General features: G+C 73.9%; 23 protein-coding genes. 10 read left to right on the forward strand and 13 right to left on the reverse strand.

Going from position 1 to position 20,833, the window contains the following annotated elements; genetic code table 11:
- Positions 1–164: 164 nt before the first annotated feature.
- Positions 165–1,004, forward strand: a complete 840-nt coding sequence (locus AB0O11_RS16695; RefSeq protein ID WP_363386688.1) for an alpha/beta hydrolase — start codon at positions 165–167, stop codon at positions 1,002–1,004.
- Between the two features lie 69 nt (positions 1,005–1,073).
- Here AB0O11_RS16695 and AB0O11_RS16700 read toward each other — a convergent pair whose 3' ends face one another.
- The 3 genes from AB0O11_RS16700 to AB0O11_RS16710 form a co-directional block, all read right to left on the reverse strand.
- The gene (locus tag AB0O11_RS16700) at positions 1,074–1,958 is read right to left on the reverse strand and encodes a class I SAM-dependent methyltransferase (protein WP_363386691.1); all 885 of its coding nucleotides are present in this window, start codon (positions 1,956–1,958) and stop codon (positions 1,074–1,076) included.
- Between the two features lie 39 nt (positions 1,959–1,997).
- Positions 1,998–3,029 carry an NAD(P)/FAD-dependent oxidoreductase gene (locus AB0O11_RS16705; protein WP_363386694.1) on the reverse strand — a complete coding sequence of 344 codons (1,032 nt, stop codon included), beginning with the start codon at positions 3,027–3,029 and terminating at the stop codon, positions 1,998–2,000.
- Positions 3,030–3,140: 111 nt separating this feature from the next.
- Positions 3,141–4,103, reverse strand: a complete 963-nt coding sequence (locus tag AB0O11_RS16710) for a hypothetical protein (protein WP_363386696.1) — start codon at positions 4,101–4,103, stop codon at positions 3,141–3,143.
- Between the two features lie 232 nt (positions 4,104–4,335).
- Between AB0O11_RS16710 and AB0O11_RS16715 the strand changes: the two genes are divergently transcribed.
- Together AB0O11_RS16715 and AB0O11_RS16720 are read left to right on the forward strand one after the other, a co-directional pair.
- The gene (locus tag AB0O11_RS16715) at positions 4,336–4,614 is read left to right on the forward strand and encodes a PhdYeFM domain-containing protein (protein ID WP_363386699.1); all 279 of its coding nucleotides are present in this window, start codon (positions 4,336–4,338) and stop codon (positions 4,612–4,614) included.
- Positions 4,611–5,015: a type II toxin-antitoxin system VapC family toxin gene (locus AB0O11_RS16720; protein ID WP_363386702.1), complete on the forward strand. Its 405-nt coding sequence runs from the start codon at positions 4,611–4,613 to the stop codon at positions 5,013–5,015. Before AB0O11_RS16715 ends, AB0O11_RS16720 begins: the two co-directional genes overlap by 4 nt.
- A 39-nt stretch (positions 5,016–5,054) precedes the next feature.
- Here AB0O11_RS16720 and AB0O11_RS16725 read toward each other — a convergent pair whose 3' ends face one another.
- Complete coding sequence (locus AB0O11_RS16725) at positions 5,055–5,624, reverse strand: GNAT family N-acetyltransferase (RefSeq protein ID WP_363386705.1); 570 nt, start codon at positions 5,622–5,624, stop codon at positions 5,055–5,057.
- Positions 5,625–5,647: 23 nt separating this feature from the next.
- The gene (locus tag AB0O11_RS16730) at positions 5,648–6,538 is read right to left on the reverse strand and encodes an NAD(P)-binding domain-containing protein (RefSeq protein ID WP_363386708.1); all 891 of its coding nucleotides are present in this window, start codon (positions 6,536–6,538) and stop codon (positions 5,648–5,650) included.
- Between the two features lie 106 nt (positions 6,539–6,644).
- On the opposite strand from AB0O11_RS16730, the gene AB0O11_RS16735 reads away from it, so the two are divergent.
- Positions 6,645–6,992: a helix-turn-helix domain-containing protein gene (locus AB0O11_RS16735; RefSeq protein ID WP_363386711.1), complete on the forward strand. Its 348-nt coding sequence runs from the start codon at positions 6,645–6,647 to the stop codon at positions 6,990–6,992.
- A gap of 80 nt (positions 6,993–7,072) precedes the next feature.
- On the opposite strand, the gene AB0O11_RS16740 is transcribed toward AB0O11_RS16735, so the two are convergent.
- Positions 7,073–7,495 (reverse strand): DUF350 domain-containing protein, encoded by a 423-nt coding sequence (locus AB0O11_RS16740; RefSeq protein ID WP_363386714.1) that lies wholly within the window; start codon positions 7,493–7,495, stop codon positions 7,073–7,075.
- A 117-nt stretch (positions 7,496–7,612) separates the two neighbouring features.
- Positions 7,613–8,101, reverse strand: coding sequence for an LURP-one-related family protein (locus AB0O11_RS16745; RefSeq protein WP_363386717.1), 489 nt, complete (start codon positions 8,099–8,101; stop codon positions 7,613–7,615).
- Between the two features lie 128 nt (positions 8,102–8,229).
- Between AB0O11_RS16745 and AB0O11_RS16750 the strand changes: the two genes are divergently transcribed.
- Positions 8,230–8,742 carry a GNAT family N-acetyltransferase gene (locus AB0O11_RS16750; protein ID WP_363386720.1) on the forward strand — a complete coding sequence of 171 codons (513 nt, stop codon included), beginning with the start codon at positions 8,230–8,232 and terminating at the stop codon, positions 8,740–8,742.
- A gap of 68 nt (positions 8,743–8,810) precedes the next feature.
- Complete coding sequence (locus AB0O11_RS16755) at positions 8,811–10,625, forward strand: NHL domain-containing thioredoxin family protein (protein WP_363386722.1); 1,815 nt, start codon at positions 8,811–8,813, stop codon at positions 10,623–10,625.
- Positions 10,626–10,726: 101 nt separating this feature from the next.
- Here the strand turns inward: AB0O11_RS16755 and AB0O11_RS16760 are convergent, their stop codons facing one another.
- Both AB0O11_RS16760 and AB0O11_RS16765 read right to left on the reverse strand, forming a co-directional pair.
- Positions 10,727–12,034 (reverse strand): M18 family aminopeptidase, encoded by a 1,308-nt coding sequence (locus AB0O11_RS16760; RefSeq protein WP_363386725.1) that lies wholly within the window; start codon positions 12,032–12,034, stop codon positions 10,727–10,729.
- 332 nt (positions 12,035–12,366) lie between these two features.
- The gene (locus AB0O11_RS16765; protein WP_363386728.1) at positions 12,367–14,196 is read right to left on the reverse strand and encodes an acyl-CoA dehydrogenase; all 1,830 of its coding nucleotides are present in this window, start codon (positions 14,194–14,196) and stop codon (positions 12,367–12,369) included.
- 213 nt (positions 14,197–14,409) lie between these two features.
- Here AB0O11_RS16765 and AB0O11_RS16770 point away from each other — a divergent pair, with 213 nt between their 5' ends.
- The gene (locus AB0O11_RS16770) at positions 14,410–14,913 is read left to right on the forward strand and encodes an SseB family protein (protein WP_363386731.1); all 504 of its coding nucleotides are present in this window, start codon (positions 14,410–14,412) and stop codon (positions 14,911–14,913) included.
- A 122-nt stretch (positions 14,914–15,035) separates the two neighbouring features.
- Positions 15,036–15,995 (forward strand): pirin family protein, encoded by a 960-nt coding sequence (locus AB0O11_RS16775; protein ID WP_363386734.1) that lies wholly within the window; start codon positions 15,036–15,038, stop codon positions 15,993–15,995.
- Positions 15,996–16,085: 90 nt separating this feature from the next.
- Here AB0O11_RS16775 and AB0O11_RS16780 read toward each other — a convergent pair whose 3' ends face one another.
- A complete protein-coding gene (locus AB0O11_RS16780) occupies positions 16,086–16,907 on the reverse strand; it encodes an integrase (RefSeq protein WP_363386737.1) in 822 nt (273 codons plus the stop codon).
- 203 nt (positions 16,908–17,110) lie between these two features.
- On the opposite strand from AB0O11_RS16780, the gene AB0O11_RS16785 reads away from it, so the two are divergent.
- The gene (locus AB0O11_RS16785) at positions 17,111–17,254 is read left to right on the forward strand and encodes a hypothetical protein (RefSeq protein ID WP_363386740.1); all 144 of its coding nucleotides are present in this window, start codon (positions 17,111–17,113) and stop codon (positions 17,252–17,254) included.
- Between the two features lie 112 nt (positions 17,255–17,366).
- Here AB0O11_RS16785 and AB0O11_RS16790 read toward each other — a convergent pair whose 3' ends face one another.
- From AB0O11_RS16790 to AB0O11_RS16800, 3 genes are all read right to left on the reverse strand, one after another.
- Positions 17,367–18,689 (reverse strand): amidase, encoded by a 1,323-nt coding sequence (locus AB0O11_RS16790; RefSeq protein ID WP_363386743.1) that lies wholly within the window; start codon positions 18,687–18,689, stop codon positions 17,367–17,369.
- Positions 18,690–18,709: 20 nt separating this feature from the next.
- Positions 18,710–18,943 carry a hypothetical protein gene (locus AB0O11_RS16795; RefSeq protein ID WP_363386746.1) on the reverse strand — a complete coding sequence of 78 codons (234 nt, stop codon included), beginning with the start codon at positions 18,941–18,943 and terminating at the stop codon, positions 18,710–18,712.
- Positions 18,944–19,031: 88 nt separating this feature from the next.
- Positions 19,032–19,667 (reverse strand): ATP-binding protein, encoded by a 636-nt coding sequence (locus AB0O11_RS16800; RefSeq protein WP_363386749.1) that lies wholly within the window; start codon positions 19,665–19,667, stop codon positions 19,032–19,034.
- A gap of 230 nt (positions 19,668–19,897) precedes the next feature.
- Here AB0O11_RS16800 and AB0O11_RS16805 point away from each other — a divergent pair, with 230 nt between their 5' ends.
- The gene (locus tag AB0O11_RS16805; protein ID WP_363386752.1) at positions 19,898–20,713 is read left to right on the forward strand and encodes a hypothetical protein; all 816 of its coding nucleotides are present in this window, start codon (positions 19,898–19,900) and stop codon (positions 20,711–20,713) included.
- The last annotated feature ends 120 nt before the right edge of the window (positions 20,714–20,833 follow it).

Genomic DNA, 20,833 nt, shown 5'->3' on the forward strand with positions numbered 1-20,833 from the left:
CGCTGCGGCTCACCTCGCCCGTCCGCGACAGTTCGGGCAGGCCCGCCAGGAGCACGGCGGGTCTCCCGCCGTGCGGGCCGCTTTCCCGCTGCCCCGGCCGTTTTCCCGCTGCCCCGGCCGTTTTCCGGTTGCTCCGGCCGCTCCGCGGTTGCCACGATCACCCGATGACGACCTTCACCGGCCACGACGGCACCCGGCTCGGCTACCGCGTGCTCGGCGGGGGCGAGCCGCTGCTCGTCCTCGCCGGCGGCGCGATGCGCGACTCCGCGTACCTCGGCGACCTCGGCGGTCTCTCCGCGCACCGCGCCCTGCACGTCCTCGACCTGCGCGGAACGGGCCGCTCGGAGCACCCGGCCGACCCGGCGAGCTACCGGGTCGACCGGCAGGTGGCGGACGTCGAGGCCTTCCGGTCGCACCTCGGGCTCGACCGGGCGGACGTCCTCGCCCACTCCGCCGGCTGCTCGCTCGCCACCCTGTACGCACTGCGGCACCCCAAACGCACCGGGCGGCTGGTACTGGTCACGCCCAGCCTCCGGATCTTCGGCGGCACCGCCACCGAGGACGACTACCGCGAGGCGGCCGAGGCCCGCGGCCTCGCCGAGGAGGAGTGGTACCCGGCCGCCCTGGCCGCCGTCCGCAGCGCCTTCACCGGGGGCGCCGCCGACCCCGACGTCGTGGCACCGCTCTTCCACGGCGACTGGAACGCCGGCGCCCGCGCCCACGAGGCCGGCCGCGCCGCCCAGAGCCACCCGGAGGCCGCGGCGGCGTACCACGGCGGCGGTTTCCGGCCCGCCGCCGTGCGCGCCGGAGTCGCAGAACTCCCCTCCCCGGCGCTCCTGTTGGCCGGCGAGTACGACCCCGACCCGCGGCCCGGGGCGGTCCGCGCCACGGCCGCGCTGTTCCGCCGCGCCCGTGCCGTCGTCCAGCCCGCGGCCGGCCACTACCCGTGGCTGGACGACCCGGCCGCCTTCACCCGTACGGTGGCCGGCTTCCTCGCGCCCTGACCAAGCGCCCGCCGGGGCGGTCCCGCGACCGTTGTCCTTCCGCCGTACGCCGCCGGCGGAGCCGCCGGGTCAGTCCCGGCGGGCCGTGTGGACGGTCATCGCGGAGAGGTAGAAGGCGTCCGGGCGGTGCAGGATGCCGGTGGGGGCGTCCTCGGCGAGCAGGGCTTCCAGCGTGGCCCGGTCCTCGGCGTCGAGCTGTTCGGCGAGCTGGTCGCGCAGTCGGGTCAGCCGGGCGTGCAGGTAGCCGCGGACGGGCCCGGCGAGCGGGGCGGGGTGGTCGACCAGGAAGGTGCGGGTGCCGGTCGGGGTCAGCCCGGCCCGCGTGAGCATGGCCGGCCAGTCCTCGATCTCCGCTGTGCTGCCGGGCAGTTCGGCCCGCATGGTGCTGAAGCCGTCCTCGTGGGCGGCGTCCATCCGGGCCTGGAAGCCAGGCCGGCCGAGGCCGAAGTCGCGTGGCAGGTAGCGCGCCGGAAGGCCGCGTTCGGCGACGGCGAGCAGGCCTCCGGGCCGCAGCACCCCGGCGAGCGAGGTGAGCGCGGCCTGCTGGTCTCCCAGGTGGTGGATGGCATTGCCGGACCAGATCAGGTCGGCCTCGCCGAGCTTGTCGAACTCGGCGGGCAGGTCGGCCTGTCGGGTGTCGAGTCGGCCGCCGGAGCGGGTCCGGGCGCGCTCCAGCAGGGCGGCCGACTGGTCGACGGCCACCACCTCGGCCGCGGGGAAGACCTCCGCCAGCAGCCCGGCGATCACCCCGGGCCCGCTGCCGACGTCGAGGACCCGCCGTACCGCGCCCTCCCCGTGCAGGCCGAGCAGCCACCGCCCGGCCTCGGTGACGGCGCCGGCCCGCAGGTCGGCCTCCACCTCCAGGTGCGCGGCGAGCGCGTCCCAGTCGAAGTCGGCGGCGGGGACATGCCCGTGGGAGTGGCCGTGGGAGTGGCCGTGCTGGTGCGCTGACATCCGGATTCTCCGATCGTGGGTTGACGAAAGCTTTCCCGCTCAGGCGGGCAGGGCGGCGCCGGACGCGCGGTACCGGTCGACCGCCCGGTCGACCTCCTCCGCCACGAGGTCGTGGTCGAGCGCGAAGGCGGCCGCCGCGCCCATCCCGGCGGCGGTGACCACCTGGGCGCGCGGGTCGGCGACGTTGCCGACCGCCCAGACGCCGGGGAGGCTGGTACGGCCGGTCCGGTCGGTGGTGACCCAGCCGTTGTCGTCCCGGGCGCAGTCGAGGCCGAAGAGCAGCGCGTCCCGGGGCACCGGCTGCGGGAAGACGAACACCGCCTCGCGCGGCACCACCTGGCCGGTGGCGAGCTCGACCCCGCGCAGGCGCCCGTCGTCGGACACCAGACGGACGATCCGGCCCTCGACCACCCGGACGTCCCGGGCGGCGAGCCGTTCCCGCTCGGCGTCGGTCAGCACCAGGGTGTGCGCGAGCAGCACCACGTCCGCCGACCACTGCCGCAGCAGCAGCGCCTGGTTGACCGCCCCCGGGCCGGTGCCGAGCACCCCGAGCGGCCGGTCGCGGACCTCCCAGGCGTGGCAGTACGGGCAGTGCAGCACGTCGTGGCCCCACCGCTCGGCCAGGCCGGGCAGCTCCGGCAGTCCGTCCCGCAGCCCGGTGGCGATGACCACCCGGCGCGCGTGCAGCACCGGCCCGCCGGCCAAGTGGACCACGAAGCCGGGCGCCGCAAGCCCGGCCTCCCTCGCGAGTCCGGCGGATTCGCCGGATTCGCCGTGCTCGACGTGCTCGACGTGCTCGACCCGGGCGTCGATCAGGTCCACCCCGTAGCGGGCGACCTCCTCCCGTCCGACCGCCAGCAGCGCCGCCGGGGGCATGCCGTCCCGGCTCAGGTAGCCGTGCATGTGGGCGGCGGGCGCGTTGCGCGGCTCCCCGGCGTCCACCACCGCGACCCGGCGCCGGGCCCGGCCCAGCACCAGCGCGGCGTTCAGTCCCGCCGCTCCGGCGCCGACCACCACCACGTCGTAGCGCTCGTTCTCCCTGGTTCCGGCCGTCCCGGTCGTCTCGCCCATGGCGCTCACCTCCACCGCCAGGTTGCGACCCGCTTCAGCACATCGGCAAGCTTTGTTGCCGCCTCAGCAAACCTCGACCTCAGCAAACCTCGACCTCGGCGGACCTCGCCCTCAGCGGGCCTCGACGGCTCGTGCCCCCGTCCGCCGCCAGTACGACCGGGCGGCCACCACCAGCGCGACCCCGTACCCGGCGAACCCGCACATGCCGACCCAGGAGATCTCCAACACGCTCTGCTCGCTGGCGAACTCGCCCAGCCTGATCCGCGTCACCCCGGCGGTGCACAGCGTCAGGTAGCCGATCCCGACCAGCCCGTACGGCGCCAGCGTGGCCGCGCCCAGCAGGGCCGGGGTGAGCGGCAGCCAGCGCGGCACCCGACGGCCGCTCAGCGGCAGGGTCCAGCGCGGGAAGACCTGCCCCCACGGACGGACCAGCCCCCAGAGCAGGAACACCCCGAGCAGCGCCAGCAGCATGGTGCCGTCGAGCCCCCAGCGCTCCAGGGCGAGCCAGAGCTCGGAGGAGCCGTCGCGCACGTAGCCCGCGTACATCTGGTCGCCATCGATCCCGGCGAAGCTGCCACCGAGCGCCCAGACCAGCTTCATCAGCACGTACGGCATGAACGCCAGGGTCCCCGCCCAGGCGGCGAGTTGGACGATCGGCGGGGCCGCCGTGGGAGCCGGCGCGGCCCGTTCGGCCCGGCGCTCCGGCCCGCCGCTGGCGCCCGCCCGCAGGCCCAGGGCGGTGCGGGCCAGCAGCACCGCCCCCACCACCGCCAGGGCGCGCTCCACCGTGTCGGGGACACTGTCCACCCGCTGCCCGAACAACATCGTCACCACGTCCATCAGCAGGCCCCAGGCCCCCACCGCGGCCGCCCCGCACAGCAGCCACAGCAGCCGGCGCACCGACTTCCGCCGCACCACCGCCAGGCCGGCGGCGGCCGAGACCGCCCCCGCACCGGCGACCACCCACCCCGGCCAGCCCGCGCCCGACAGTTCCGTCCCGCTCAGCACGCACCCCAGCCCGAACCCGGCGTACCCGAGGCCCCAGCCGCTCACCGCCCACCCGTTTCTCACCATGCCGCCAGGCTCGCCCGCACCGCCCGCACCACTCCTCCCCCGGTGCGGTGATCCGGCTCCCCCGCCCGGGGGAACCGGGCCGCACTTGCACCGGAGCGCACACCGACCGCCGGGCTCCGGTGCGCAACCGACCCACCGCCACCGCCCGCGGCCCGACTGTTCCGCCAGGCCCCGACGGCCAGGCGGGACGGAAAGCGCGACGCGGCGCATTACAGCGCGATACACTGGCGCCATGAAGACCATCACGCAGCGCGAACTCGCGGCGCGGTCCAAGGCCGTACTCGACGACGTCGAAGCCGGCGAGATCTACCACGTCACCCGCAACGGCACGGAGATCGCCGAAGTCCGGCCGATCAGCAGCCGCCGACGGTTCGTCCCCGTGGACGAGCTTCAGCGCAAGTGGCGGAGCGCGCCCGCCGTCGACGCCGCACAGCTGCGGGCCGAGGCCGACGCCTTCTACGGCAACGAGGACCGGGTCGACGACGGCAGCGACCCGTGGGAGAGCGCATGAGCGAACGACGCCAGCGCGGCCTGCTCGACACCTGCGTGGTGATCGATCTGCCGCAGATCGATCCGGAACTCCTGCCGGTCGAGGTCGCCGTGCCCTCCGTCGTGCTGGCCGAGCTCTCACAGGGTGTCGCCATGGCCAAGGACCCGGTGCAGATGCTGGCCAGGGCCCAACGACTGGCAGATGCGGAGGCGGAGTTCGCCGCCCTCCCGTTCGACCGTGAGGCCGCCCGGCGATTCGGAACACTGGTCGCACTCACGATCCAGGCCAAACGCGACCCTCGCCCTCGCCGCATGGACCTGATGATCGCTGCCACCGCCGCCGCCCACGGCCTGCCGCTCTACACCCGGAACGCGGACGACTTCATCGGCCTGGAGCGGGGGATCGAGGTCATCGCGGTGTAGCCGTCCCGCCCGGCGACGACGGCCGGGCGGGGCAGCGGTTCACCCCCTCGGGGCGGCGAAGCAGTGGACGGTGACGGTACGCCCGGAGGCCCACCGCTGGTCGCCGCTGCCGAGGTTGGTCCAGCCGAGGCGGCGGTAGAGGGCCACCGCGGCGGTGTCGGTGGCGAGGACGTCGAGCACCGGGTGCAGGCCGAGCGCCCGCGCGTGCGTCACGGCGCAGGCCAGCAGCCGGGCGCCGATGAGGTGGCCGCGCGCCCTGGGGGCGACGTAGAGGCGGCCGACCACGGCGGTGAGCGCCGGGGGGCCGCCGGTGCGGTGGCTCCACAGCGCGGGGGCGAGGTCGCCCGGGGCGCTGCGGGCGAGGCCGACGTGGCCGGCGAGCCCGCCGTCCGACTCGGCGATCCAGGCGGCGAGCAGGCCGTCCGGGGTCAGCCAGGCGGTGGGGAGCTCGGGCCAGTCGGCGGGATAGCCGTCGGCGGCGTGGACGTCGCCCAGCACCCGGACGCAGTCGGCGAGGTCGTCGGCGCGGCGCGGTCGGACCACCACCCCCGCCCCGGCCTGCCGCGAGTCGGACGCGACGACGGTGGCGCGTTCTTCGAGGTCTTCCATGCCGGTACGTTACCGGCCGGACCTCACCGTCGCAGCAGGTCGACGACCCCGGTCAGGTCCTCCTCGCCGCCGCCGATCTCCAGTCGACGCTCCATCAACCGGAAGTACGGTCGAAGGAGTTCGGCGCTCACCCCCTGCTCCTCGGCGGTGCGCAGCAGCGTCTCCTGGCCGGCCACCTGCATCGCCAGGTTGGACACCACGTCCTGGGCGTAGTCGCCGCTCTCCAGCTGCTCCGCCGTCCTGGCCACCGAGCCGGACATCGCGGCGAGCCAGCCGCCCAGCAGCGGCGCCAGCTCGCTCGGCGCCACGGCCTCGCCGCGGACCAGCGCGAAGGCGTGCGCGATCCCGGCGAACATCCCGTACATCCCGCTGAGCAGCGCCACGTCGTGCAGCGCCGCGTAGCCGGCGTCCTTGCCCACGTAGCGGGTGCCGGCCGGGGCGGCCAGGGTGCCGCCGTGCTCCTCGAACAGCTCGGCCGAGCCGCTGTAGAACACGTACGCCCCGGACGCCGGGACGCCGATCATCGGCGGGACGGCCATGATCCCGCCGTCCAGGTAGCGGGCACCGCGCTGCTCCGCCCAGGCGGCGCGGGTGCGGGCCTGCCCGGGGGTGCTGGTGACCAGGTTGACCAGGTCCTTGCCGGTCAGGTCCACGCCGTCCAGCGCCTCCAGCACGGAGGCGTCGTCGAGCAGGCAGACGACGACCAGCCGGTTCGCCGCGACGGCCTGCGCGACGGTGGCGGCGACGGTGGCACCGCGGGCGGCGAGCCCGCCGGCGCGGGCGGCGGTGCGGTTCCAGACGGTCAGCGGATGCCCGGCGGCGAGCCAGGCCTCGGCCAGCGCGGTGCCCATCGCACCGAGGCCGAGCAGGGTGAGCGGGGTCTTGGACGTGTTCTCAACGGGGTTGGTTGCCATGGCACTCAGCCTCCGCGCCGGCCCCGGAAACGATCAAGTACGCACTTCGAAGTGGGTGGTTACCCTGGGGTGAGCATCGAGGTCGGCGGGGCCGGAAGGGGTGGGCATGGCGATCGTGCCGAGGCCGGGGGCGTACGTCTGCGGGACGGACGCCGCGATGGACGTGATCGGCGGCAAGTGGAAGGTGTCGATCCTCTGGGCCCTGGGCGAACGCCCGCGCTGCCGCTTCGGCGAGCTGCGCAGGCTGCTGCCGGGGATCACCGAGAAGGTGCTGGCCGCGCACCTGCGCGAGATGGAGGCGCACGGCATCGTGCACCGGGAGGCGTACGACGAGGTGCCGCCGCGGGTCGAGTACGCGCTGACCGAGGCGGGGCACCGCCTCAACACGGCGCTGGGGCCGCTGGGGGACTGGGGGCGGGAGCACGTCCTGGGCAAGGCGCCGTACCCGGCGTAGCGCGGCCCCGCCCGACGGCGTCCGGCCCGAGCGCCGCCGGCCGGTGTCCCGCGGCCCGTCCCGGCGCCGTCGTTGCAGTACTAGGCGATCGCGGCCGACACCACCGCGGCCACCGCGATGTTGCAGGCCGCCGACACCCACACCGCCGGGTGCGGCTCCGGCTCGACCAGGATCTCGCCGAGCCTGCCCGGCGTCAGCAGGTCCACCAGCCAGAAGGCGACGGCCATCAGCACCAGCCCGAGCAGGCCGTAACAGGCCGTCGAGACCAGGCCCTTGGCGAAGTCGGCGTAGGTGTACATGATCGCGGTGAAGACGATGCCGCCGATGCCGAGCAGCGCGGAGCTGAGCAGGACGGCGGCGTTGCGGTTGCGCTCGACCCAGATCTGGTGGCCGAGCCTGCCGGGCGTCAGCACGTCGACCAGGCCGATGCCGAGGAGCAGCAGCACCACGCCGAGGACGCCGTAGGCCGCCGCCGCACCGAGCCCGTGCAGGATGTCGTTCATCGTGGTTCCAGTCCCCGGTCCGCTCGTGCCGTGCCCCTTGACCGCCACGGTCAAGGGTTGGCAAAAGATACCCCACCCGGGTGAGGGGCGGACCGGAGTTCCGGAAACCGGGGACAGTCAGTCCTCGTCCTGCACCAGGTGGTCGACGCAGGCGGCGACGGCCAGCAGCAGACCGGTGTCCGCGCCGTCGGCGATCTCCACCCCGTAGGTGTCCCGGATCCGGAACCACTTGCGGCTGATCCGGGCCAGCTCGTCGCCGTGGTGGTTCTCGATCCGGTAGTCCTTGTCGATCAGGTTGCCGTGGATCTTCAGTTCGCCGCCGGAGGCCAGGTCCACCAGGTACTTGTCCCGGAACGGAGTGAACAGCTTCTCCCGGACCGTCGCGACCACCTCGCCGTCGGCGTCCTCGATCTTCATCGCGTCGCGGACGGTGAGCATCTTCTCCTTCACCACCGCGACCACCTGCCCGTGCGCGTCCTTCAGCTCGAAGGTGTGCCGCAGCCGCAGGACCTTGCCGTCCACCAGGTACGCCTTGTGACCGTGATCGTCCTCGATCCAGTAGTCGTCACCGACCGCGAACAGCTTCTCCCTGACCAGATACCGCACCGTGCGACCTCCTCCGTGTTGACGTCGCCCCATTCGACCCCGAACCCCCGGCCGCGGAAAAGCACCGCCGCGAAGCACGGCCGGGAAACCCCGTCGCACGGCACCGCCGGATGACCTTCAATACCGCCATGCACCGCGACCTCACCACCGCCGAACTGCGCAGCGAACGCCTCGACCTGCTGCCGATCGCCCCCGGACACGCCGAGGAGCTGGCGGCCGCGCTCGCCGACCCGGCCCTGCACGCCTTCACGGGCGGCCGCCCGGCCACCGTCGAGGAACTGCGCGCCCGCTGCGCCCGGCTCGCCGCCGGCTCCCCCGACCCGGCCGAGGCCTGGGGCAACTGGGTGCTGCGGCTGCGCGCCGACGGAGCCCTCACCGGCTACGTGCAGACCACCGTGCGCCCCGGCGGAGCCGAACTCGCCTGGGTGGTCGGCACCCCCTGGCAGCGCCGCGGCCTGGCCACCGAGGCCGCCCGCACCCTGCTCGCCCACCTCACCGCCGCCGGCGTCACCACCGCCGTCGCCCACATCCACCCCGACCACCACGCCTCCGCCGCCATCGCCCGCGCCCTCGGCCTGCGCCCCACCGCCGACACCCAGGACGGCGAAACCCGCTGGCAGGCCGACCTCACCCGGCCGTAGCCCCGCCCCTCCCCCGTCGGCCCCACGCCACCGGAATGCGGGCACCCGGCGTGCGGTTTGATGGGGTTATGGCATCTCGTGCACGTGTACGCGCCCCCGAGCTGGTCGGGGCAGGCGGTTGGCTGAACACCGGCGGCAAGGAGCTCACGCTCGCCGACTTCCGGGGCAAGATCACCGTTTTGGACTTCTGGACCTTCTGCTGCATCAACTGCCTGCACGTCCTGGACGAGCTGCGGGAGCTGGAGGAGAAGCACCGCGACACCGTGGTGATCGTCGGGGTCCACTCGCCGAAGTTCGTGCACGAGGCCGACCACCGGGCCGTCGTCGACGCCGTGGCCCGCTACGAGGTGCACCACCCGGTGCTGGACGACCCGGCGCTGGTCACCTGGAAGCAGTACGCCGTACGGGCCTGGCCGACGCTGGTGGTGATCGACCCGGAGGGCTACGTGGTCGCCCAGCACGCCGGCGAGGGCCACGCCCACGCGCTCGCCCGGCTGGTCGAGGAGCTGGAGGCCGAGCACGCCGCGAAGGGCACGCTGCGCCGGGGCGACGGTCCGTACGTGGCGCCGGAGCCGACCGCCGGGGACCTCAAGTTCCCCGGCAAGGCGGTCCGGCTGCCGAACGGCCACTTCCTGGTCGCCGACTCCGGCCACCACTCGCTGGTCGAGCTGGCCGAGGACGGCGAGACGGTGGTGCGCCGGATCGGCGACGGGCAGCGCGGTCTGGTGGACGGGGACAGCCCGCGGTTCAGCGAGCCGCAGGGCCTCGCTCTGCTGCCGGAGGGCTCGGAGTACGACGTGGTCGTCGCCGACACCGTCAACCACGCGCTGCGCGGCGTCCGCCTCGCCGACGGCCACGTGGCCACCCTGGCCGGCACCGGCCGCCAGTGGTGGCAGGGCTCGGCCACCGGGGGCCCGGCCCGCGAGGTGGACCTCTCCTCCCCGTGGGACGTCGCCTGGTTCGACGGCCGGGTGTGGATCGCGATGGCCGGCGTGCACCAGCTGTGGTCGTACGACCCGGCCGCCGGCACGGTCGCGGTCGCGGCCGGCACCACCAACGAGGGCCTGGTGGACGGGCCCGCCACCGAGGCCTGGTTCGCCCAGCCGTCCGGCCTCGCGGTCTCGGCGGACGGCGAGCGGCTCTGGGTCGCCGACTCCGAGACCTCCGCGCTGCGCTGGGTTTCACGTGAAACAGGGACGGTCGAAACCGCCGTCGGCACCGGTCTGTTCGACTTCGGCCACCGTGACGGCGCGGCCGGTCAGGCGCTGTTCCAGCACCCGCTGGGCGTCACCGTGCTGCCGGACGGCTCGGTGGCCGTCGCCGACACCTACAACCACGCGCTGCGCCGCTACGATCCGGCGAGCGGCGAGGTCAGCACGCTGGCCACCGACCTGCGGGAGCCCTCCGGGGCGGTGCTGGTGGACGGCGACATCGTGGTGGTGGAGTCGGCCCGGCACCGGCTGACCAGGCTTCGACTGCCGGAGGAGGCGGTGCAGGTCGAGTCGGTGGCGCACCGCACCCAGCGCGCGGCCACCGAGGTCGCCCCGGGCGCCTTCCGGCTGGACGTGGTCTTCGAGGCGCCGAACGGCCAGAAGCTGGACGAGCGCTACGGCCCGTCCACCCGTCTGCTGGTCAGCGCGACCCCGCCCGAGCTGCTGGTCTCCGGCGCGGGCGCGGACACCGACCTCTCCCGTGAGCTGGTGCTCTCCGCCGAGGTCGCCGAGGGCGTGCTGCACGTCTCGGCGATGGCCGCGTCCTGCGACGACGACCCGGAGATCGAGTACCCGGCCTGCCACGTGCACCAGCAGGACTGGGGCGTGCCGGTGAAGCTGGTCGCCGACGGCGCCCGCCGCCTCCCGCTGGTCCTGGCCGGGATGGAGTAGCCGCACAGCAGGAAGGGCGGGGCCCGGCGTTCTCGCCGGGCCCCGCCCTTCGTCAGCTCGGCCTCAGTCCCTCAGCTCGGCTTCAGCCCCTCAGCTCGGCCTCAGCCCTCCAGGAAGGCCTTGATCGCGCTCGCCAGCAGGTACGGGTCGTCCGCGCCGCACAGCTCGCGCGCCGAGTGCATGGAGAGCGCCGCGATGCCGCAGTCCACCGTCGTGATGCCCAGCCGCGCCGCCGTGATCGGGCCGATCGTCGTACCGCAGGGCATGGCGTTGTTGGAGACGAAGGTCTGCCACGGCACGCCCGCCTTCTCGCAGGCAGCCGCGAACACCGCCCGGCCGACGCCGTCGGTCGCGTAGCGGTTGTTGACGTTGACCTTGAGGATCGGCCCGCCGTTCGGCATCGGGTGGTGGCCCGGCTCGTGCCGCTCGCTGTAGTTCGGGTGGACGGCGTGGCCCATGTCCGAGGAGAGGCAGACGGTGCCGGCGAGCGCCCGGGCCCGGTCCTCGGTGTTGCCGCCGCGCGCGTGGATCGTCCGGTCCAGCACGTTGCCGAGCAGCGGGCTCTGCGCGCCGGTGTCGGACTCGCTGCCGGTCTCCTCGTGGTCGAAGGCGGCCAGCACCGGAATGTACGGCAGGTCGGCGGCGGCACCGGCCGTGGCGACGGCGGCGAGCGCGGCGGTGGCCGCGTGCACCGAGAGCAGGTTGTCCAGGCGCGGGGCGGCCAGCAGCTCGCGGTCGCGGCCCAGGTAGGAGGCGGGCTGGACGTCGTGGGTCATGAGGTCCCAGCCGACCACGTCGGCGGTGGCCAGGCCGGCCCGCTCGGCGACGTAGGAGATCAGCGCACCCTCGTCGACCGGGCCGAGGCCCCAGATCGGGGTGAGGTGGCGCTGCTTGTCGAGCTTCATGCCCTCGTTGACCTGGCGGTCCAGGTGGATGGCGAGCTGCGGCACGCGCAGCAGCGGCTCGTCCAGCTGGACCAGCCGGGTGGTGCCGTCCTTGAGCGCGAGCCGCCCGGAGAGGCCGAGGTCGCGGTCCAGCCAGGTGTTCAGCGGGACGCCGCCGTAGATCTCCACCGCGACCTGCCGCCAGCCCTCCGAACCGGTGTCCGGCACCGGCTTGACCCGCAGGTTGGGCGAGTCGGTGTGGGTGCCGACGATCCGGAACGGCGTCTCGGGGCCCGCCCCCTCCGGCAGGTACCAGGCGATCAGCGCGCCCCCGCGGATCAGGTAGCGCCCACCGGCGGCCCCGTCCCAGGCGTCCGTCTCGGCGACCTGCCGGAAACCCGCCTTCTCCAGCCGCTCCGCGGCGCTCGCCACCGCGTGGTACGGGGACGGCGAGGTGCCGAGGAACGCGATCAGGTCGTCGGTGTGCGTCCGGTCGAAAAATGCCTGGCGGGCGGCGGTCGACATACTGCTCCTGGGTCGAGTGAGGGCCGAAGCCGGATGGGGAGTCGGCTTCGCCCCTGAGCATATGCCCGTACACAGACAGGGCATTCGGAACAGTCCGGTCCGATGCGCAACCCGGACACGGCCGTGAACCACCCCGCACGGCCGGAGGTTTCCTCCCTTCGGGTGCGGTCCCGTGACGCGCCGACGGCCCCGGACCCGCGCAAGGCCCAGGACGCGAGGCCCGGGACACACCGAAGGGCCCGGTGGCAGCCGGGCCCTTCGGTGCGAGGGTGTGTCAGGCAGTCAGAGAGGTGTCACACGACGGGGATCCCCCGGGTGACGGCGGGCGGGGCCTAGAAGGCCTCCTCCGCCAGCTCCATGATCTCGTTGTCGATGCCCTCGGCGATCAGTCGCTGCGGGGCGACGGTCGGCAGGACGTTCTTGGCGAAGAAGCGGGCCGCCGCGACCTTGCCCTGGTAGAAGGGGACGTCCTTCTCCGAGGCGCCGGCCTCCAGCTTGGCCAGGGCCACCGCGGCCTGGCGCAGCAGCAGCCAGCCGACGACGACGTCGCCGGAGACCATCAGCAGGCGGGTGGTGTTCAGGCCCACCTTGTACATGTTCTTGACGTCCTGCTCGACCGAGGAGAGGTCGGCCAGCAGCTTGCCGACGATGGCCTCCAGGTCGCCCGCGGCCTTGGCGAGCAGGTCGCGCTCGGCGGCCAGGGCGTCGCCGCCGGCGGCGGAGCCGAGGAACTTCTGGATCTGCTCGGACAGCGCGGTGAGCGCCTGGCCGCCGTCCTTGACGATCTTGCGGAAGAAGAAGTCCTGGCCCTGGATCGCCGTGGTGCCCTCGTACAGGGTGTCGATCTTGGCGTCGCGGATGTACTGCTCGATCGGGTACTCCTGGAGGTACCCGGAGCCGCCGAAGGTCTGGAGCGACTGGGCGAGCTGCTCGTAGGACTTCTCCGAGCCGTAGCCCTTGACGATCGGCAGCAGCAGGTCGTTGAGGCGCTCGGCGGCCTCGTCGTGCTCGCCGCGCAGCTTGGCGGCCATCATGTCGTCCTGGACGGACGCGGTGAACAGGACCAGCGCGCGCATGCCCTCGGCGTAGGCCTTCTGGGTCAGCAGCGAGCGGCGCACGTCCGGGTGGTGGGTGATGGTGACGCGCGGGGCGGTCTTGTCCATGAACTGCGAGATGTCGGCGCCCTGCACGCGCTCCTTGGCGTACTCCAGGGCGTTCAGGTAGCCGGTGGAGAGGGTGGCGATGGCCTTCGTGCCGACCATCATGCGGGCGAACTCGATGATCTTGAACATCTGGCGGATGCCGTCGACCTTCTCGCCGAGCAGCCAGCCCTTGGCCGGGTGCTTGGCGCCGAAGGTCATCTCGCAGGTGTTCGAGGCCTTGAGGCCCATCTTGTGCTCGACGTTGGTGGCGTAGACGCCGTTGCGCTCGCCCAGCTCGCCGGTCTCCCAGTCGAAGTCGAACTTGGGGACGATGAACAGGCCCAGGCCCTTGGTGCCCGGCTTACCGCCCTCGGGGCGGGCCAGCACCATGTGGATGATGTTCTCGGACATGTCGTGCTCGCCCGAGGTGATGAAGCGCTTCACACCCTCGATGTGCCAGGAGCCGTCCTCCTGCTTGATCGCCTTGGTGCGGCCGGCGCCCACGTCGGAGCCCGCGTCGGGCTCGGTGAGGACCATGGTGGAGCCCCACAGGCGGTCGGTCATCCGCCGGGCGACCTCGAGCTGCTCCTCGGTGCCCTCCTCGGCGATGACGCCGGCGAAGGCCGGGCCGGAGGAGTACATCCAGATGGCCGGGTTGGAGCCCAGGATCTGCTCGGCGAAGGCCCAGATCAGCGAGTTCGGGGTGACCTGGCCACCGATCGACTCCGGGATGCCCAGACGCCACCACTCGGCGTCCATGAAGGTCTGGTAGCTCTTCTTGAAGGTGGCCGGGATCGGCGCGGTGTTGGTCTCCGGGTCGAAGACCGGCGGGTTGCGGTCGGCGTCGACGAAGGACGCCGCGAGGTCGTTCTCGGCGAGGCGCGAGATCTCGCTCAGGATGTTCTTCGCGGTCTCGACGTCCATGTCCGCGAACGGTCCGGTGCCGTACACCTGCTCGCGGCCGAACACCTCGAAGAGGTTGAACTCCACGTCCCGCAGGTTGGACTTGTAGTGACCCATGGCCGTTATCTCCGGTTCGTCGCTTCCGGGAGACCGCCGCGTTCCGGCGTCCCGTACCCACCAGTAGGCATCATGATGCTACCCAGCGGTAACTTGGGCAAGCCCCCGCCCGTGAATCCGCTATGAACGTGGTCACGTCCCACAGCCAGGACCGCAGCTCCTTGTCAGGATCGGCGCCAGCGCGGGAGGGTGCGCTCCCGCTAGCCTGTCCGTGTGTACGGATATGACCAGAACGCATACCCGGGCGACCCCTACCAGCAGCAGGCGGGACCGCAGCAGGGCATGAACGGCATGCCCGGACCCGACGCGTACGGCGGGCAGGCGCAGCCCCCGCAGCAGTCCCTGTACCCCGAGCCCTCGCCGCCCTCGCTCGCGGACGCCGTGCGGGCCTTCACCACCGGCTCGATGGCGGTCGAGGACTTCCAGGCGATCTTCATCACCTCGAAGGTGCACTGCCCCCGCGGCGACCGCCCGGGCTTCCTGGCTCTGCACAACACCCCGACGCCGGTGATCCCGATGTTCAGCTCCCTGAAGGAGCTGCGCCGCTACGCCGGCAAGGACTCCAAGCACTTCACCGTCACCGGCGCCGAGGTCCTGGACCTGCTGCCGACCGGCTACGGCTTCGCGCTGGACATGGAGGGCGAGCACCGGATGGTGTTCGACGCCAAGGCCGTCGAACAGATGGTGGACTTCACGATGCGCCGGATGTACGGCTGACCCACCCTGGGAGAGGAGCCCGCGCTCTTCCGTCACCTCATAGTTCAATTTTCAACTTGCTTGTTGTTGAGGATTGAACTAATGTCGTGCGTGCAGGCCAGACACCCCCGAAGGAGGCCGACATGCCCGCCGTGACCGTCGACAACCCGCTGACCCTCCCGCGCGTCACCACGCCCGACCCCGCCGTCACGAGCGCCCGGCCGGTCCTCACCGTGGCCACCGCTCCCGAGGGCTACGAAGGCGAGGGCTTCCCCGTCCGCCGCGCCTTCGCCAAGATCAACACCAAGTACCTCGACCCGTTCATCATGATGGACCAGATGGGCGAGGTGGACTACGCGGCCGGCGAGCCCAAGGGCACCCCCTGGCACCCGCACCGCGGCTTCGAGACCGTCACCTACATCATCGACGGAACGTTCATCCACCAGGACTCGCACGGCGGCGGCGGCACCATCACCGACGGCGACACCCAGTGGATGACGGCCGGCTCCGGCCTGCTGCACATCGAGAGCCCGCCGGAGTCGCTGGTGATGTCCGGCGGCCTCTTCCACGGCCTCCAGCTGTGGGTGAACCTGCCCGCCTCGGACAAGATGATCGCCCCGAAGTACCAGGACATCCGCGGCGGCAGCGTCAAGCTGCTCAGCACCGAGGACGGCGGCGCGCTGCTCCGGGTGATCGCGGGCGAGCTGGACGGCCACCGGGGCCCCGGCACCACCCACACCCCGATCACCATGATCCACGCGTCGATCAGCCCCGGCGCCCAGGTCACCCTGCCCTGGCGCTCCGACTTCAACGCCCTCGCGTACGGCCTCGCCGGCAAGGGCGCGGCCGGCCAGGAGCGCCGCCCGTTCCACATGGGACAGGCCGTGGTCTTCGGCGACGGCGACTCGATCACCCTCCGCGCCGACGAGAGCCAGGACTCGCGCAGCGCCAACTTCGAGGTGGTGCTGCTCGGCGGTCTGCCGATCCGTGAGCCGGTCGCCTGGTACGGGCCGTTCGTGATGAACAGTCACCGCGAACTCCAGCAGGCCATGGAGGACTTCCAGGCCGGCCGCCTCGGCACGGTCCCGGCCTCCGGTCACTGAGGGCCCGGAGCCGACACGGCGGAACGGCCGCAGGTGGCACCTGCGGCCGTTCCGCCGTTTCGCCGTTCCGCGTCCGCCGGCCCGAGTCCGCTACAGCAGCGCGTAGAGGGCCGAGGCGTCGTCGTGCGTCTTGCCGCGCGGCCAGCGCTCGCAGTCGGCGTCCGCCCGCTCCACCGCCCGGACCCGGGCGATCAGCTCGCTCGGCCCCGACTCGGCGAGCAGCCGCAGCGCATCGGCCCAACTGCCCAGCCCGAAGCGCTCGGTGTAGCGCGAGGCACCGTCGGTGAGGGCGGCCAGCGCGTGCAGCCGGTCCAGCCGGACGAAGCCGGTCTCGGCGTGCTCGGCCGCCCGCGGGCCGGCCGCGGCGATCCACGGGCCGTTGCCCCGGTTGCGGGCGGCACGCACGGCCAGCGCGTACTCCAGGTGCAGCGCGGCCCGCTCGGCCGAACCGGGGACGGTCTCCCACACCTGGCGGCGCAGCTCCTCCCCGGCGGGGAAGCGCTGGTTGTCCCCGATCACCTTCGGCGGGCCGTCCTTGAACTCCAGCACCAGCAGCGAGTCGCCGAGCACCAGGTACTCCAGCGCCTCGCCGTGCCGCCGGGCCGCGACGACCATCGCGGCGGGCGTGTTGGGGTGGGCCAGGTCGCACCGGCCGCCGTGCAGCGCGGCCGTCTCCACGATGGCGTCGGCCAGGCACTCGGCGATCGAGCGGTCCGCCCGGTCGGTGAGCCGGGCGAGCAGGTGCACGCCCAGCCGCCGCACGTACCAGGCCGTCCCGTGTCGGCACCCGGACTCCAGGCCGGCCGGCGAGCTCACGCCGTCCAGCAGGACCAGCGCCTCCGGCGAGGCCGCCACGAAGTCCTCGCTCTCGCGGTCGGGCCGCCGCGCTTCCCCTGCGAGCTGTAGCTGCATCCCGACAGTCTGGCCGCCACCCGCGGCCCGCGCCCAGACCCGTGCGCCGGTGTGGCACGGGCCGGGGCGCGGCGCCCGGTGGCAGCCGGGGTGATTCGGCCATACCGTCGGACAGTGACCGGACGATTCGGCCAATCGGAGCGGGTCGGGTTTGGGATCACCTTCGGGTGTCCGGGCGGCCCGCGACTGACGAGGAGCGGAAGATGTTCTGGGAGTTCATCGTGTTGCTGGCCGCCTCGCTCGGCTTCCCGACCGCCGCACTGTTCTACCTGATCGGCGGGCCGCGCTTCCCCGACGAGAAGCGCGGTCCCGACCACCGGGGCACCGGGACTCCCCGGACCTCCTAGAGCGGGTCCGACGGTGCGCGCCCGGCGGGAGTCGTCAGACGCCCCGAAGGCCCGCGCTTTCCGGAATCCCCCGTGTCCCGGAATCTCCGGGGCTCCCGCAGCCCCCGAACCGCTACGCGCTCGCCTGACCCTCCGCCACCACCTTCTCCAGGAAGGCGGCTTGGGCCAGCAGGCGCTCGTCACCGCCCGCCGCACCGACCACCTGGAGCCCCAGCGGCAGCCCCTGCGGGGTCCGCCCCGCCGGCAGGCTCAGTGCCGGCCGTCCGAGGAAGCTCCACGGCAGCGACATCACCGCGTCCCCGGTGCTGTGCAGGCCCTCCGGCGCCCCACCGGTCGCCGAGGGCGCCAGCCACAGGTCCACCCCGGCCGCCGCACCCGCCGCGGCCACCCACTCGCGCAGCCACTCCCGGAACCCCAGGGCGGCCGCCCGGTCCTCGGCCGCGACGCCCTGGCCGGCCCGGATGCCCGCCACCGTCTCCGGCCGGTAGAGCCCGCCGAAGCGGGCGAACCAGTCGGCGTGGCTGCGGGCCAGCTCGAAGCGGTTGACCGCCTGCAACCGCCGGGCGATCCCGGCGAAGTCGGGGAACAGCTCGACCCGGCGCACCGTGAACCCGGCCCGCGCCAGCCGGGCCAGCTGCTCCTCGAAGGCGAGCAGCGCGGCCGGTTCGGCGTGCTCCAGGTACGTCCCGTCCGGCACCCCGAGCACGGGCGCGGCCGGCTCGCCGTGCTCCGCCCGCCAGCCGTCGCAGAGCAGCGGGGCCGCCAGGGCCGCGCCCGCCAGGTCCGCGGTGAACGTCCCCAGGGTGTCGAAGCTCGGTGCATTCGGGATCACCCCCGTGATCGGGATCCGCCCGTACGTCGGCCGGAAGCCCACCACCCCGCAGTACGCGGCCGGGCGGATCACCGAGCCGACCGTCTGGGTGCCGATCGCCAGCGGCACCAGCCCGGCCGCGACCGCCGCCGCCGAACCGCTGCTGGAGCCGCCCGGGGTGTGCCCCGGGTGGTGCGGGTTGCGGGTCGGGCCCGGAGCGCTCGCGGCGAACTCGGCGGTCACGGTCTTGCCCGCGACCAGCGCCCCCGCCGCCCGCAGCCGGTCCACCACCACGGCCTGCGGCCCGGCCAGCACCCCGGGCGGCAGCGCCGAACCGCCGTGCGTGGGCAGCCCGTCCACGTGCACGATGTCCTTGACGCCCACCGCCACCCCGTACAGCGGCGGCCGCCCGCCCGGTTCCGGGTACCGCGCGGCCACCTCCCGCGCCTGCGACCGCAGCCTCTCGTGCCGCCCGGGCTCCGGCACGAACGCGTGGATCAGCGGGTCCACCCGCTCGACCAGCGCGCACAACCGGTCGACGTACTCGGACAGTTCGGGCACACCGGCGCGCAGCCCGGTGGCCTCATCGGTCAACGGCCGGGGCCGGACGAGGGGTTCCTCCATGCCGGTCACAGTAGACCGGCTCACGGGTGGTGTTCGGCCGCCAAGTACGGTGCCTCGCGCAGGAAGTACGCCCCGCAGGTGTGGCAGCACAGCTCCGGTGTCTTCCCCCAGTCCACCGCCTCCCGCACCTGTGCCCCCGGTTCGAGCTCCCGCCCGCACATCGCGACGTCGGCCTCGCCCCGGACCATGTGCCACAGCCGCACCCCCGCGGCCGCACCGCCGGCGCCGTACTCCGCTCGCATCTGGTGCATCATGCCCCCATCGTCAGGCCCCCTCCCACCCCCGGCAACCGGAGGCCCGGGGCCTGCGCCCCTCGCGTGTTCCCGGCTGCCGACCGGGCCTTCAGGACGCCGCGCGCAGGAGGGCGCCGTCCTGCCACTTGAGGATCTTGTCGAAGCTCACGATCGCCCCCCGCAGGGGGTGGTTGCGGAGCTGGACGTGGTCGGTGAGGGCGTGGATGAGGAAGAGGCCGCGGCCGGACTCGGCGGTGAGGTCGGGGAGGGTGTCCAGGTCGACCGGGCGCAGGGTGGGGGTGCTGGGGCGCCAGGGCAGGACGTGGGTGTCGTACGGGTGGCCGTCGCGGCGGGGGCGGTGGGCGGTGAGGACGCGGGCCGGGACGGTGGCGCGGCCGCGGCGGGTGCGGCGGGGCGTACGGCCGGCCACCACCGGACGGGCCCGGGCCGCGGCGGACGGGCGGCGGACGGGCGCGGCGGGGACGGGCAGGCCGGGGCCGGAGTCGGTGACCTCGATCCGCAGCCGGTCGCCGCAGATCGAGGCGGTGACCTGGAAGCCGTCGTCGGGCCGCCCGGTGGCGCCGTGCTCGACGGCGTTGGCGCAGGCCTCGGTGAGGGCGACGCCGAGGTCGTCCGCGATCTGCGGGTCGACGCCCGCCGTCGCCATCGCACCGAGCAGGATGCGCCGGGCCAGCGGGACGCTGGCCGGGTCGCGCTTGAGGTGCAGAGTCCACCAGATGTCCACGGGAGGTCCCTCCTGGCTGCGGCTCCACATACAACTAGGTATCTCCGGGCGATTCCCGGGTGAACCGTGCCCGGGGGCCGCTACCGCCCGTTCGGCGGATGGACCGGGGGACGGGGTCTGTGCCGGGCGACGCGTACGCCCCCTCGCACGCCGCCGCCGAAAGGGGCATTCGTAGGGATTTCCCACCCTGCCCGTGTCCGTGGCGTACGCAATGAGAGGATGGCCCGGCCATGACTGCCCTCGCCGCCGCCCCGCTCCCGGGCGCCCCCGGACCGGCCCAGCCGGTGGGGTCCGCCGCCTGGGACCTGCGGCTTGCCCGGGCGGTCCCGTTCGCGCTGGTGTGCACCCTGATAGCGGCCGCCGGGCACGCCCTGGCGGGTGGCGGGAACGTGCCGCCGACCGCGCTGGCGGCGGGCTTCGCCGCGGTGCTGGCGTTCGCGGCGGTCTGCGGCGGGCGGGAGCGTTCGCTGGCGGCCATCGCCGGGGCGCTGGGTGCCGGGCAGCTCGGGCTGCACTGCCTCTTCCACGGCTTCAACGGCTCCATGCCCGGCATGCACCACGGCGGCTCCGGTCCGCTGACCGTGCCGGAGGTGGCCGGCCGGCTGATCTGCAACGAGGCCCGCCCCGGCACGCTGATCGGCCTGTCCGGCGGCCCGTCCCCGGAGCAGCTGGTCTCCTCCGCGGGCCTGGACCCGCACGCGTTCGCCGCCGCGCCCTGGTGGCAAGGCGGCGTGTTCGGCATGACGCCGTCGATGCTGGCCGGGCACCTGGGCGCCGCGCTGGTCGCGGGCTGGTGGCTGCGGCGAGGCGAGGCGGCGCTGTGGCGACTGCTGCGGGTGGCCGCCGCGGCGGCCCGGGAGCACTGGGCCACGCCGCTGCGCACGGCGTTCGCGCTGGTGGCCGTGTTGCTGCGCGGTCTGTTCGGCGTGGCCGGCCCGGCCCGCCGGTTCGGCGCCCGGGGCGGGGAGAGCCCGCTCCCGGGGGGTGCCGTGCTGCGGCACAGCGTGGTGCGGCGCGGCCCGCCGTGCGGGGCCCTCGCGCACTGACCGGCGTTGCCTGGCGGCCCCGCGGCCGTACCGGGTGCCCGGTGTGCGCACCGTCCGGCCGTTCCCCCGTCCACCGGGGCGGCCCGAGGCTCTGCCCCCACGTCCCCGCGCGCGGCCCCC

The sequence above is a fragment of the Kitasatospora sp. NPDC093102 genome (genome assembly GCF_040683915.1).
GTDB lineage: Bacteria > Actinomycetota > Actinomycetes > Streptomycetales > Streptomycetaceae > Kitasatospora.